This window comes from Acidovorax sp. 62 (assembly GCF_002754495.1).
Classification (GTDB): domain Bacteria; phylum Pseudomonadota; class Gammaproteobacteria; order Burkholderiales; family Burkholderiaceae_C; genus Acidovorax.
The window spans coordinates 439286-452935 of sequence record NZ_PEFJ01000001.1; the positions used below are offsets into that span (position 1 = coordinate 439286).

Sequence of the window (13650 nt, forward strand, 5' to 3'; positions counted from 1 at the left end):
ACCAAGCCTGGTGCGCCCGTCGTCAGCCTTAGCCGCAGCGCACGGCGGTGATGCGGCCGCTGTCGTCCACCAGCAGGTTCAGGCGCTGCTCGTTGTATTCCTTGGTGATCATCTGGCCGGGCCGCAGCACCCGCGCCATGTGGGCGCCGGATTGCACGCGTGCCGCTTCGACCACGCTGGCAGTGCTGTCCTTGCCCACAAACGACTGCGCGGGTGCGGCATTGCACTGCCCGCCCACGGGTGGGGCGCCGGGTGCGGTGGGGGCGGGGTTGGCGCCTGCGCCGTGGCCTGCGCAGCCCGCCATCAAACCAGCGGCCACGGTGCTGCAGGCCACCATCCAGAGGGTGTGTCTCATACCAAAACTCCTAGTGCCCAAAATGGGGACGCGCACACCATAGCGCAGTTGGACCGGGGGGGCGGTGTCGGTGCGTAACGGGACGTGCGCTGGCTGGCTTGGGGGCAAGGTCCGTCACAGCGCTGTCAAACTGTCTTTACACACTCGTGGTTTTGTTTCTTCCTGGGTTCCCCATGTCGATAAAGACCTTTGTGTTCCGCTCTGCTCACCCCGCCCAGCCCGGGCGCCCTGGGCACTTGTCGCGCCGCACCGCCACGCTGGGCGTGGTGGCCATGGCAGCATCCACGGCCCTGCTCACTGCCTGCGGTGGCAGCGATGCTGGCCCGTCCAACGCCGGTGCCACGGCCACGCTGGCGGTGCTGGAGACCACTGACCTGCACTTCAACGTGCGCAGCTACGACTACTTCAAGCTGGCCGAAGACAAAAGCTACGGCTTTGAGCGCACCGCCACGCTGGTGCGCGCTGCGCGCAAAGAGTTTGCCAACACCTTGCTGGTGGACAACGGCGACACCATTCAGGGCACCGCGCTGGCCGACTACGAAGCCACCATCAGCCCCATCCCCTGCACGCAGCAGCTGTCCATGTACAAGGCCATGGGCGCACTGGGCTTTGATGCGGGCACGCTGGGCAACCACGAGTTCAACTACGGCCTGCCCTTTTTGAACCAGGTGCTGGGCGGCGGGCTGGATGTGGATGGTGTGGACCCCACCAAGAAATGCGCGGGTGCGGGCTACCCCACCGTGCTGGCCAACGTGTACAGCAGCAAGACCAAGAAGCCGCTGGTGCAGCCCTACACCGTGCTGGAGCGCACGCTGGTGGCCAAGGGCACGGACGGCAAGGAAGTGAAGCTGCCGATCAAGATCGGCGTCATCGGCTTCACGACCCCCGGCATCATGAACTGGGACAAGCGCTACCTGGAAGGCAAGGTCTACACCGAAGGCGCTGTCGAGTCGGCCACCAAGTACGTGCCCGAACTGCGCGCCAAGGGCGCCGACATCGTCGTGGCGCTGCTGCACGGCGGGCTCGATAGCGCGGCCTACTCGCCCACCATGGAGAACCCCGGCCTGCACCTGTCGAAGGTGGCGGGCATTGACGCGATGGTGATGGGCCATCAGCACGGCGTGTTCCCCGACACGGCAGCCACCCCCAGCTTCAACCTGCCCGGCGTGGACCACAAGGCGGGCACCATCAACGGCGTGCCCGCGGTGATGGCCAGCTCCTGGGGCAAGGCCCTGGGCGTGGTGCAACTGGCGCTGCAATGGGATGGCAGCAAATGGGTGATTAACAAGACTGCCAGCAAGAGCGAGCTGCGCAACATCCAGAGCAAGAATGCCGCAGGCGCCACGGTCTATGTGGATGCGGATGCGACCATCGCCCCGCTGATCGAGACCCAGCACCAGGCCGCGATCAAGTACGTGAAGACACCCATCGGCCAGACCGACTTCCGCATGAGCACGCTGTTTGCCGATGTGGGCGACCCCGGCGCGATCCAGATCGTGAACCAGGCCCAGCAGGCCTATGTGGCCGCCTACATCAAGGCCAACTTGCCGCAGTACGCAGCGCTGCCCGTGCTGTCGGTCAGTGCGCCGTTCAAGAGCGGCTTCCAGGGCGGGGCGGACTACACCGACGTGGCCGTGGGCCCGCTGGCCATCAACAATGCGGCCGACCTGTACCTGTACCCCAACACCGTGTATGCGGTGAAGGTGAACGGCGCTGACATCAAGAACTGGCTCGAAGCCGCTGCCCAGCGCTTCAACCAGATCGACCCGGCCAAGACCACCGAGCAGGCGCTCATCAGCACCTTCCCCGGCTACAACTTCGACATGTTCACCACAGCCGATGTGCAGTACGCCATTGACGTGACGCAGGCCAAGGGCAGCCGCATCAAGAACCTGACCTACCTGGGCAAGGCCATGGACCCCGCACAGGAGTTCGTGATCGCCACCAACAACTACCGCGCCACCAGCGGCAAGAGCTTCATCGACAAGCTCGACGGCTCGGGCACCATCTGGGCCTCGCCCGACGCTAACCGCGACGTGGTGATCGAGTACATCCGCAAGAACCCCGCCGTGACGCGCACCGCCAACGGCGCCGCCAAGAGCTGGCGCTTTGCCAAGGCCACCGTGGCCGGGCCGGTGGTGTTCAGCTCGGGCGCCAACGGGCTGGCCGTGGCGCAGGCTGCGGGCCTGGCCAATGTGAGTCTGGTGGCAGCGGACGATGGCAGTGGCAAGGGCACTTCCAAGTACGCCGTGGATTTGTCCAAGTAAGCCGGTCGGCCGTCCGCCTGATGGGCGGGCGGCTGCTGAGGTGTCGGATTGGAGCCACCCCGTAGGCATCTATGGGGTGGCTTTGCTATTAAATATATAGCTGCTTGCGCTTGTTTTTAAAGCGCTAGAGCCTGTTTTTATAAAAATTCAGGGCCTCAGGTGTTGCGCCCGCCCACCGGCTGTAGCAGCACCAGCAGCGCCCCGGCGCCGCCATCCATGGGGCGGGCTTGCACAAAGGCCAGCACCTCTTTCTTTTGCACCAGCCAGCCCTGCACGCGGCCTTTGAGCACCGGGCTTTTGCCGGGCGAGCCCAGGCCCTTGCCGTGCACCACGCGCACGCAGCGCACGCCCAGCTTGTGGGCATGGCGAATGAAGTCGCCCAGGGCCTCGCGGGCCTCATCCACGCGCAGACCGTGCAGGTCCAGCTGGCGCTGAATGCTCCAGTGGCCTGATCTGAGGCGGCGGGTGATCTCCACCCCGATGCCAGGGCGGCGAAAGCTCAGCTGGTCATCGGTGTCGAGCAAGGTGCTTACGTCAAAGTCATCGCTGATGGACTCCATCAGCACCCGTTCTTCGTCCAGCCAGTGCTGCACCGGCAGGGGCGGGGGCAGCTGCGGCTCCAGTTGCGCCAAGTTGGGCTGGGGCAGGGGCGTGATGGGCCCTACGGCGCGGCTGAACAGGGTGCGTTCGGCCGCTTGTCGGGCCGCGGCCTCGCGGCGAGCCTGGGCCTCGGCTTCAGCGCGCTGTTGCTCTTCGCGCAGTTGTCGGGCCACGGTGGCCAGGTCGTGCAAATCGTGCAGGCGCACGCTGGGGCGGCGTGGGGCGGTGGGCGCGCGCCGGGCCTTGGCGGGCGGTGCCGCGCCTTGCGCGCCTGGGGTGTTAGGCAACGGTGCGCGCGGCGGTGTTTGGCGCCAGGCTTGCAGCGCCGCCTTGCGGGCTGCGGCGGCCGCCCGGCGCGCTGCGCGAGAGGGGGATGCTGGCGTCTTCGCGGCTGGTTCTGTGGGTTCTTTGGCAGGTCTGGCGGGCTGCGCCGCGCGTGTCAAAGCGGCGGCCAGGGCGCCACCAAGCTCTGGCGCCGTGGGGGCTGCGGGCGGCTGCCGTGGCGGGGGGGGCTGCGTCACACCAGCCCCTGTTCAGCCATCGACAAGGCCTGGCCCGGCGCCACGATGACGTGGTCCAGCACGCGCACGTCCACCAGGGCCAGCGTGGTTTTGAGGGTCTGCGTCAGCGCCTCGTCGGCCCGGCTGGGCTGCACGCTGCCGCTGGGGTGGTTGTGGGCCAGCACCACGGCGGCGGCCTGGTGGTGCAGGGCGCGCAGCACCACTTCGCGGGGGTAGACGCTGGTTTGCGTGAGCGTGCCGCGAAATAGCTCTTCCAGCGCCAGCAGGCGGTTTTGCGCGTCCAGGAACAGCACCGCAAACACCTCGTGTCCCTTGGCGGCCAGATGCAGTTGCAGGTAGTGCTTGACGGCGTTGGGCGAGTCGAACACCTCGCGCTCGCGCAGTTGCTGGGCCAGGGCGCGGCGGGCGAGTTCGAGCACGGCCACCAGCTCGGCGCGCTTGGCAGGGCCCAGGCCCTTGATGCGTTCCAGGTCGGCCGCGCTGGTGTTCAGCAGCCCGGCAATACCGCCAAAGCCGCCGGTGATGCGCCCCGTATCTGGGTCTACGGCAGGCGGATCCAGCAGCTCTTGCGCCATTTGCAGCACGCCTTTGCCCACGATGCCGGTGCGCAGCAAGATGGCCAGCAGCTCGGCATCGGCCAGGGCGGCGGGGCCACGGGCCAGCAGTTTTTCGCGCGGCTGGGCGTCGGTGGGCAGGTCTTTGATGGCCATGGCGCGGGTCTGTTGCTGAGGTGGGGGAGGGCGGGCTTGTCGGGTGGCTGGGCGCACGGCCCAGGCCGGGATCAGTAGGGGTTTGCCCGGTTTTCTACAATCGGGGCAGTTTATCGGGACTTTCATGACCACTACAGCCGCCCCACTTCCCGCCGTTTCCGCCGTTCCCACCGTTCAGCCCGGTTCCTTTCTCACCTTGCATTACCGCCTGGCAGGCCCTGCCGGTGATGTGATCAACACCTTCACCGACAAGCCCGCCACGCTGTCGCTGGGCACAGGCGAGCTGTCGCCCGCCATGGAGCAGCGCCTGCTGGGCCTGCCGGAGGGCACGCGCACCACGTTTGAGCTGCCTGCGGGTGAGGCCTTTGGCGAGCGCAACGCCGACATGCAGCAATGGGTGGCGCGCAAGCTGCTCAATGAGCTGGGCGACCCAGACGAAAAATACAACGTGGGCGATGTAGTGCAGTTCCCCACGCCCGACGGCCTGGGCAGCTACGCCGGTGCCGTGCAGCAGGTGCGCGAAGACGGTGCTGTGCTGTTTGACTTCAACCACCCGCTGGCGGGCCAGCCGGTCACGTTTGAAGTGCAGTTGATCGGGGTTTTGTAATGATCAGCCCCCAGGAGGTATTGCTGGCCGAGCCGCGCGGCTTTTGCGCGGGCGTGGACCGGGCCATCGAGATCGTCGAGCGCGCCATCCAGAAGTTTGGCGCCCCCATCTACGTGCGCCACGAAATCGTGCACAACACCTATGTGGTCAACGACCTCAAGGCCAAGGGCGCGATCTTCATCGAAGAGCTGGCTGACGTGCCGCCCGGCTCCACGCTGGTCTTCAGCGCCCACGGCGTGAGCCGCGCGGTGCAGCAAGAGGCCGAGCAGCGCGGCTTCAGCATTTTTGACGCCACCTGCCCCCTGGTGACCAAGGTGCACGTCGAGGTGGCCAAGCTCGCCAAAGAGGGCTACGAGTTCATCATGATCGGCCACAAGGGCCACCCCGAGGTCGAAGGCACCATGGGCCAGCTGGACCACGGCATCCACCTGGTGGAAGACGTGGAAGACGTGGCCCGCGTGCAGCCTGCGCAAACGGCCAAGCTGGCGGTGGTGACGCAGACCACGCTGAGCGTGGACGATGCCGCCGAGATCACGGCCGCGGTGCGCGCGCGCTTTCCGAGCGTGCGCGAGCCCAAGCAGCAAGACATCTGCTACGCCACGCAAAATCGTCAGGACGCGGTGAAGGTGCTGAGCCCGCAGGTGGACGTGGTGATCGTGGTGGGCAGCCCCACCAGCTCCAACAGCAACCGCCTGCGTGAGCTGGCGGCGCGCCTGGGCACCCAGGCCTACATGGTCGACAGTGCCGAAGAACTGCGCACCGAGTGGTTTGCGGGCGCGGCCCGCGTGGGCCTGACGGCGGGGGCATCGGCACCAGAAATCCTGGTGCAACAAGTCATAGACCGCATCAAGGCGCTGGGCGCGGTGTCGGTGCGCAGCATGTCGGGCATTGAAGAAACCATCAAGTTCCCGCTGCCCAAGGGCCTGAAGATCGACGCGGCCACGGGGCTGGAGATTACCCAGCGCATGCCGGAGACGGGGCCGGCTGCGCATTGAGGGATTTTTGCTATTTATTTGGTAGCTGCTAGCGCTTGCTGATAAAGCGCTAGAGGCACTTTTTGCTTCAAGGTTGATGGGGCGCAGGCCCGCTCCACAAATCCAGCGGCGGGTCTGCCGCCACGGCGCGCAAGATGTCGGTGCGCGAGATGAACCCTGCTAGCACGCCCGCCTCGTCGGTCACCGGCAAACCGGGCAAGCCAGTGGTTAGCAGCACGTTGGCCACGCGGCGCAGTGCGGTGTCGGCCGCCACCGTGGTCACGGGGCTGATCATCACTTCAGACACCGGGCGGCGCGCCAAGGCAATGGCCTGCTGCACCGCCCCGGGCTCGGGCAGCAAATCCAGTGGGGCCATGTCGGCACGCAGCAGCAGCCCCACCACGCGGCCCCGCTCGTCCACCACCGGGGCTTGCGCCACCTTGTGTTCGGCCAGGGTTTGCCAGGCGTCGTTCACCCGCGTGCCGGGCTCCACACTCAATGCCCCGTGGCTCATCACATCGCGCACCAGCGTCAGGGGCTCGCGCCGGCGCTGGGGCCCCTTGCCCGTCTGGACGTAGGCGGCCACCGCATCCTGCAGACGCAGGTTGACTGCGGGCGCATGCTTTGCATCCTGCGGAGCAGGGGCGGCGGCTGCGTCTGGTGGAATGTCCGTGCCCCGCGTGCGCAGCGCCTGGGGGCGCTCCACCCGCCGCACTGCGGCAATCTGGGCCAGGTTTTCAGGCCCCCCTCGGTAGATCTGGCCCGATGGACCGAATACAAAAAACATCACCACCTCCTGTGGGGCTGCGCTGGCGCACCGAATAGGGACTTGTTGATAAACGAATCTCCCACTCTGTGCGCGATCGGCTTTTAGCGGATGGTATCGGCATCCGGGGCCAGGCCATTGAGTCCTGCTGCGGAGGGTCAGTAAGGCCGTTGCACCCTACACTGCAAGCCCCTTTCCCATCGGAGCCCTTTGAATGATCGACCGCGCCGCCATCTCTGCCGCCCGCCAGCGCCTGGCCTTGCAGCCCCACTTCTTGCGGACCACGCCGCTGCTGCGCCTGCCCGGGCAGGCGCTGGGGGTGGACTGCGCAGAAGTCTGGCTCAAGCTGGAGCACCTGCAGGTGGGCGGCAGCTTCAAGGCCCGGGGCATGCTGTACCGCCTGCTCGCCAACCCGGTGCCCAGCAGCGGCGTGGTCATTGCCTCCGGCGGTAACGCAGGCATTGCCGTGGCGGCGGCAGCCCAGGCCCTGGGTGTGCGCTGCGAAGTCTTCGTGCCAGAGGTTTCGCCCGAAGCCAAACGCGCCCGCCTGCGCGCCTTGGGGGCCGAGGTGGTGGTCACCGGCGCAGCCTATTCCGAAGCGTTTGACGCCTGCGTGGCGCGCCAGCAGGCCACCGGCGCATTGCAGGCCCATGCCTACGACCAGCCCGAGGTGGTGGCCGGTGCAGGCACCCTGGCGCTGGAGCTGGAAGAACAAGCTGGCCGCCTCCCTGACACGGTGCTGGTCAGCGTGGGCGGCGGCGGCCTCATCGGCGGTGTGGCCGCATGGGTCGAGAGCCGTGCCCATGTGGTGGCGCTGGAACCCGAGCGCGCGCCCACGCTGCACGCTGCGCGGGCGGCAGGCCAGCCGGTGGATGTGGCGGTGGGCGGCGTGGCTGCCGACTCCCTGGGGGCCAAGCGCATCGGCGCCATCGGCTGGGAAGTGAGCCAGCGCCATGTGCACGATGCCTTGCTGCTGCCCGATAACGCCATCTGCGCCGCCCAGTTGTGGCTGTGGAAAGAACTGAAACTGGTCGTGGAACCTGCTGCCGCGCTGGGGCTGGCAGCGCTGCAAACCGGTGCGTATCGACCTCAGCCACAGGAGACCGTGGGGTTGATTCTGTGTGGCGCCAATTTTGATCCAGCAAACCTCGCATGACGCCCCTGAAGGGCTTGCAGCGGGTGAACAATCGACGGACAGAGCACGTGCCTTGCGCTTTTTTGATACTGACGTCGATCCGGTCTGGCGATGTTTGCGAGATGGCATGGGACGCGTTGGATGTTGAGGCCGCTTCGTGGATGGCACCGCCGAAACGGTCCAAGTCGAAGAAGGAGCACCGGTTGCCTATGGCACGTATTTCCGTCCAACATGATAGATCCGCTGTCGGATAGGACCGACCCTCACGCTGCCGATGCGGCGCCACGAGCTGAACGCCGTGTTACACGGGTTCCATTCAACGTTTAGAGATTGGGCTAGGAAAACCGCCCGGCCAACCGGCCTCTCCGATATGCGCAGTGGAGCTCTTTTTGGCCTGCATGTCTTCGATACGAAGACCGAGGCCGCCTGCTGGTGGGGTGGAATGCTGGAAAAGCGCGCAGAAATCATGCAGGAATAAGGCGCTCAAGGCATGTGGGGTTGTACCCACGCGCTTGGAGTTGCCCAGCTATTCCCGTCGGTTCGTGCTTTCCACCTGCAGCGTCGTCCCCGAAGTGTCTGATGGTGTTACGCTTACTAACATCTATTACCACCCCGACAGGGATAGTTTTTCCAATGTCCCAATTTCGTTCGATAGAGGTCACGCACTTGCGCTCAATCCTCGTACTAACTGTCTCCAGTGCGCTGCTATGGAGCAGCGCTGCGGCCACGATTCTTGTCGGCCCTTCAGTGCGCGCATCTGAACGCAACGAAGTCGCGTTGATCGACGTAGCTTTGCCTGATAGCCGTGGCCTGGAAGCCGGCGTAGTCCCCGGCGTCAGGGTGGTGAGGTTTGATAGCCGACGAGACGGTCTCGCGGACATTGCGCGTTGGGCCGCCGGTCAGAAGGAACTGGACGCAATCCATATCCTTTCTCACGGATCGGCTGGCGTGGTGAGTCTGGGCACGGTCCCGCTGACGCAGGCTACCCTGGAGCTGGATCAGACCCGTTCCCAGCTTGTAGCCTTAGGGGGCGCCTTGAAGAAGGGTGGGGATTTGCTCTTCTACGGCTGCGAGGTGGCTGGCGGCGTTGGGCCTGGCGTGCTGCAGGCGATCGCTGACGCCACCGGCGCAGATGTGGCCGCTTCGGCGGACCTGACAGGCGCCGCGAATCGAGGTGGCAATTGGGTTCTTGAGAGCCATATTGGCCACATCGAAGCCCAGTCCCCGCTGAGTGTCAGGGCCATGGCCGCCTATGACGGTTTGCTTCTTTCCGGCAACGGCACCGCCGACGGAGATTACGATTTTGGCGGCACCCTGAGCGCCGCCCTGACCGGCGCCAACGCCGGCTTCAAGAAGCTCAACGACAAACTGCTGGTCAGCAACTTCCTGCTCAAGTCCGGCACCCAGCTGTATGCCAACGACGGCAATGCCAATTCCGACGGTTCCGTCATTACCGCCGTGTTCAAGGCCGAAGGCACGACAGTGGCCAAGACCTTCACCTTCAATGACTTCTCGATGAGTGTCACCGACCCCGGCGGCTTGCACCTGCGCTATTTCGACCAGCTTGAAGTCCTGCTCAAAGATAGCAACGGCAATACCATCGGGTCGGTCTACAAGATCGCCAACGGCGCGACGCCGACCATGGGCACGGGGCTTACCAAGCTGAGCACGCTGCTCAATGGCGGCAACGAGTGGTCGGTCAACGGCGTTGCTTCGGTGACGATCACGGCCAGTCTGGTGCTGAACGCCACGCCCGGCAAGCAAGGCGGCTACGGCACCGAGATCAACTTCGATTCGATGAAGATGAGTAATATCTCTGCATCAGTGCCTAACGTCGCGCCCACCTTTGTTGGAGCCACCACCGCGCTGAGCGTGGGACAGAACAACGGCAACGTCGACCTCAGGAGCTTGCTGCACGCGAGCGATAGCGATACCGGCCAGACCCTGACTTGGACGCAGTCCTCCGCGCCAGCGCATGGCACGCTGAGCTTCAGCGGCGCCACCGGCTCCTCGGGCAGCACCGACATCACCCCGGGCGGCACCATTGCTTATGCTCCGACGGCAGGCTACGCTGGCACCGACTCGTTCACTGTGCAGGTGAGCGACGGCACGTCCACCGCCATCCGCACCATCACCGTCAACATCACGCCGACCACGCCCGGCGCGCCCGACCTGGCGGCAGGCAGCGATAAGGGCAGCAGCCAGACCGACAACCGCACCAATGAGGGCAGCCTGACGTTCTCTGGCACGAGCGCTGCTGGCGACACCACGAGTTCCGTGCGTGTGTTCCTAGACGCCAACAACAATGCCACCTATGACAATGGCGAAGCAACCGCGACCGCCACCCTCAGCAACGGCGCTTGGACCGTTACCGGCCTGTCCACCAGCGGCGTGACCGACGGCACCTACAACGTATATGCCATCACCACCTCGGCCGTCGGCGCCCTCATCAGCGCGCCTAGTTCCGGCTTGGCCATGACCATCGACAAGACCGCGCCGGGTGCGCCCACCAGCCCGATCGCGCTGAGTGCAGCGTCTGACAGCGGCAGTTCGAACTCGGATGGCCGAACCAATGTCACCAATCCGGTCTTGCGCGTGACCTTGGCGGGCACCAACGCCGTGGCAGGCGATACGGTTGAACTGCTGCTGGGCGGCGCCTCGCTGGGCACGCCCGTGACCGCTGTGCTCACTGGCACCGATATCGCCAATGGCTTTATCTACCTGGCCGTCACCAGCGGCGCGCTGGGCGCTGATGGCAACAAGACCTTCACCGGCAGAATCACCGACGTGGCCGGCAACTTGGGCGCAGCTGGTGGCAGCAGCACTGTCGTGCTCGATACCACCGCGCCGGCTACGCCAGCCACACCCGTCCTCGATCTGGCGAGCGACAGCGGCAGCTCGAATTCGGATCGCATCACCAGCAATACCACCCCTGTCATCAACGGCACGGCGGAAAGCGGCAGTCTCGTCACCCTGTACGACAGCAACGGTACCACCCCGTTGGGTTCGGCGGTAGCCACTGGTGGCGCCTGGAGCATCACCACCATCACCCTTGCCGATGGCATCCACAACCTGACCGTCAAGGCGAGCGATGCGGCAGGTAATGTCAGCGCTGCATCCGGGCCGCTTTCTATCACCATCGACACGCGGCCATTGGTCTTTACCAGCGCCACTGCAGGCGATGGGCAGGTCACGCTTGCATGGACCAGCACGGCGGCCAGCGTCGTTGGCGCATACACCGTGACAGGCACGCCAGCGGGTACTTGCACTACCAGCACCACATCCTGCGTCGTATCGGGCCTGACCAACGGCACGACCTACCAGTTCACGGGCACAGTCAGTGGCGGTGGTGGCATCGCCTCTGCACCGATCAGCGCGACACCGGTACGCACCGAATACACCGGTCCGGTGCTTAACCTCGGCAATGCTGCAGTCGCAATCACTGGCGGCGGCAACCACTGCACGTTGACGTCAGCGGGCTTCAACGCGGTGGTGCCACCCAACGCACCGGCAGGCGCTACCCAGCCGGTGGGTGTCTTCCGTTTCACGGCCGAGGGGTGCCCTGGCGATACGCTCTCGGTCAGCCTGACCTATCCCCAGCCCTTGCCCGCGGCCGTGCGCTTCCTGAAATTCGGTCCACCTGCAGCAGGCCAACCCGTTTCATGGTTCGAGCTCAAGCCTGCCGACTATGCGCTGAGCAATGGCGGCCGTACGGTGACCTATACCGTCACCGACAACCAGGCTGGAGACTCGAACACGGCAGCCGGTGTCATCGACGATCCCTTTGCGCCCATGGTTTTACTGGCACCGGCTGGCGTGACCGGTGTGCCGACGCTTTCGCAGTGGGGCCTGATGCTGATGAGTCTGCTGGTGGGGTTGATGGCGTGGCGCATGCGTCGCGTGGGGTGATGGGCTCCTGCGAATAGCAGCCTGCAGTAAGGGGCCCCCTGAGGGTGGCTGTTCAGATTGCTTTTCTCCGCTGCGGGATTCGAAGCAGCCCCATTGAAGCAGTCCCCATCGCTTGTGAAGCTTCCAAGAAGCCGCGATATTGGTTTGGTTCGTCTGGACATGCCAGCCCAACGAAGTTGCCCGCGAGTTCTACCTATGCGCCGGTTGGTAAGCACCGCAACGCCGTAGACTGTTCTGCCAACGGGAGGCCAGAGGGCTTGGAGCGCAAACGGGCAATCGGCGCCCCCTCCAGGGACGTAGCACGTTGCTCGCAGCCACTGGGGCGTCTCTTTCGGTTGCAAGGCGCAACGCGGCGCAGGGGGTGACTTCGACGCCCGGCTCAGGGGGCATAAAATCTCTCCATGCTTGACATCCTCCTCCTCCGCAAAGACCTCGACACCGCGATCGCGCGTCTGGAAACCCGCAAAAAGCCCCAGGCCTTCCTGAACGTGGAAGCGTTCCAGGCACTGGAATCCGAACGCAAGACGCTGCAGACCCGCACCGAAGAGCTGCAAGCCCAGCGTAACCAGCTGTCCAAGCAGGTGGGCATGCTGATGAGCCGTGGCGACAAGGACGGTGCCGAGGCCGTCAAGGCCCAGGTCGCCGCAGGCAAGGTGGAGCTGGAGCAATCCGCCGCCCGCCTGGAACAGATTCAGGCCGAGCTGCTGGCCATGCTGGTGGCAGTGCCCAACTTGCCGCACGAATCCGTGCCCTTGGGTAGCGACGAGCATGGCAACGTGGAAGTGCGCCGCTGGGGCACGCCTGCCAGCTTCGACTTTGAGGTAAAGGACCACGTGGATGTGGGCACCCCACTGGGCCTGGACTTTGACATGGGCGTCAAGCTCTCGGGCTCGCGGTTCACTGTCATGAAGGGCACCATCGCCCGCCTGCACCGCGCACTCAGCCAGTTCATGCTGGACGTGCAGACGCAAGAGCACGGCTATACCGAGTGCTATGTGCCCTACGCTGTGAATGCCGATTCGCTCAAAGGCACGGGCCAGTTGCCCAAGTTTGAAGGCGACCTGTTCGCCGCCAAAAAGGGCGGACAAGACGGCGAGCCCGTGCCCGACAACGCGGCGCTGTACCTCATCCCCACCAGCGAAGTGCCGCTGACCAACTTTGTGCGCGATGTGGTGGTGGCCGAAGACCAGCTGCCCATCAAGCTCACGGCCCACACACCGTGCTTTCGCTCTGAAGCGGGCAGCTATGGCCGTGACACGCGCGGCATGATCCGCCAGCACCAGTTCGACAAGGTCGAGATGGTGCAGATCGTGCACCCTGAAAAGAGCTACGAAGCGCTGGAAGAAATGACCCAGCACGCCGAAGCCGTGCTGCAAAAGCTGGGTCTGCCTTACCGCGTGATGAGCCTGTGCACGGGCGACATGGGCTTTGGCGCCGCCAAGACCTACGACTTGGAAGTGTGGCTGCCCGCGCAAAACACCTACCGCGAGATCAGCTCGGTGAGCAACTGCGAAGCCTTCCAGGCCCGCCGCCTGCAAGCCCGCTTCAAGAACGCCCAGGGCAAGAACGAGCTGGTGCACACCTTGAACGGCTCGGGCCTGGCCGTGGGCCGCACGCTGGTGGCCGTGCTGGAAAACTATCAGCGTGCGGATGGAACCGTCGAGGTTCCGGCCGTTCTCCGCCCCTACATGGGTGGAGTGTCGGAGCTTGCTCCGCAGGCTTGAGCACAAACCTCTGCTGAGCTTCTTGCACAACGGGCCTTCGGGCCCGTTTTTCATGCCCGGTAGGTGTTACGGATATGCCGCC

Annotated in this window: 10 protein-coding genes; 6 read left to right on the plus strand and 4 right to left on the minus strand. The window is 65.1% G+C overall.

The features are described 5' to 3' along the window. Positions 1-28 precede the first annotated feature (28 nt). A complete protein-coding gene (locus CLU86_RS02025; protein WP_099658377.1) occupies positions 29-355 on the minus strand; it encodes an I78 family peptidase inhibitor in 327 nt (108 codons plus the stop codon). 272 nt (positions 356-627) lie between these two features. On the opposite strand from CLU86_RS02025, the gene CLU86_RS02030 reads away from it, so the two are divergent. After that, a complete protein-coding gene (locus CLU86_RS02030) occupies positions 628-2622 on the plus strand; it encodes a bifunctional 2',3'-cyclic-nucleotide 2'-phosphodiesterase/3'-nucleotidase (protein ID WP_233195184.1) in 1995 nt (664 codons plus the stop codon). Between the two features lie 155 nt (positions 2623-2777). Here CLU86_RS02030 and CLU86_RS02035 read toward each other — a convergent pair whose 3' ends face one another. Continuing rightward, positions 2778-3428: a Smr/MutS family protein gene (locus CLU86_RS02035; RefSeq protein WP_233195185.1), complete on the minus strand. Its 651-nt coding sequence runs from the start codon at positions 3426-3428 to the stop codon at positions 2778-2780. Between the two features lie 311 nt (positions 3429-3739). Then, positions 3740-4453 (minus strand): DNA repair protein RadC, encoded by a 714-nt coding sequence (radC, locus tag CLU86_RS02040; protein ID WP_099740412.1) that lies wholly within the window; start codon positions 4451-4453, stop codon positions 3740-3742. A 124-nt stretch (positions 4454-4577) separates the two neighbouring features. On the opposite strand from radC, the gene CLU86_RS02045 reads away from it, so the two are divergent. Both CLU86_RS02045 and ispH read left to right on the plus strand, forming a co-directional pair. Next, on the plus strand, positions 4578-5060 hold the full coding sequence (locus tag CLU86_RS02045) for a peptidylprolyl isomerase (RefSeq protein WP_099740413.1): 483 nt from the start codon (positions 4578-4580) through the stop codon (positions 5058-5060). Next, positions 5060-6055 (plus strand): 4-hydroxy-3-methylbut-2-enyl diphosphate reductase, encoded by a 996-nt coding sequence (gene ispH, locus CLU86_RS02050; protein WP_099740414.1) that lies wholly within the window; start codon positions 5060-5062, stop codon positions 6053-6055. Before CLU86_RS02045 ends, ispH begins: the two co-directional genes overlap by 1 nt. Before the next feature lie 67 nt (positions 6056-6122). On the opposite strand, the gene CLU86_RS02055 is transcribed toward ispH, so the two are convergent. Beyond that, positions 6123-6821 (minus strand): HPP family protein, encoded by a 699-nt coding sequence (locus CLU86_RS02055; protein WP_099740415.1) that lies wholly within the window; start codon positions 6819-6821, stop codon positions 6123-6125. Positions 6822-7014: 193 nt separating this feature from the next. Here CLU86_RS02055 and CLU86_RS02060 point away from each other — a divergent pair, with 193 nt between their 5' ends. The 3 genes from CLU86_RS02060 (at position 7015) to serS (ending at position 13568) form a co-directional block, all read left to right on the plus strand. Further along, complete coding sequence (locus CLU86_RS02060) at positions 7015-7956, plus strand: threonine/serine dehydratase (protein WP_099740416.1); 942 nt, start codon at positions 7015-7017, stop codon at positions 7954-7956. A gap of 612 nt (positions 7957-8568) precedes the next feature. After that, complete coding sequence (locus CLU86_RS02070; RefSeq protein ID WP_158236288.1) at positions 8569-11844, plus strand: IPTL-CTERM sorting domain-containing protein; 3276 nt, start codon at positions 8569-8571, stop codon at positions 11842-11844. Positions 11845-12245: 401 nt separating this feature from the next. After that, positions 12246-13568: a serine--tRNA ligase gene (gene serS / locus CLU86_RS02075; protein WP_099740419.1), complete on the plus strand. Its 1323-nt coding sequence runs from the start codon at positions 12246-12248 to the stop codon at positions 13566-13568. Positions 13569-13650: the final 82 nt, after the last annotated feature.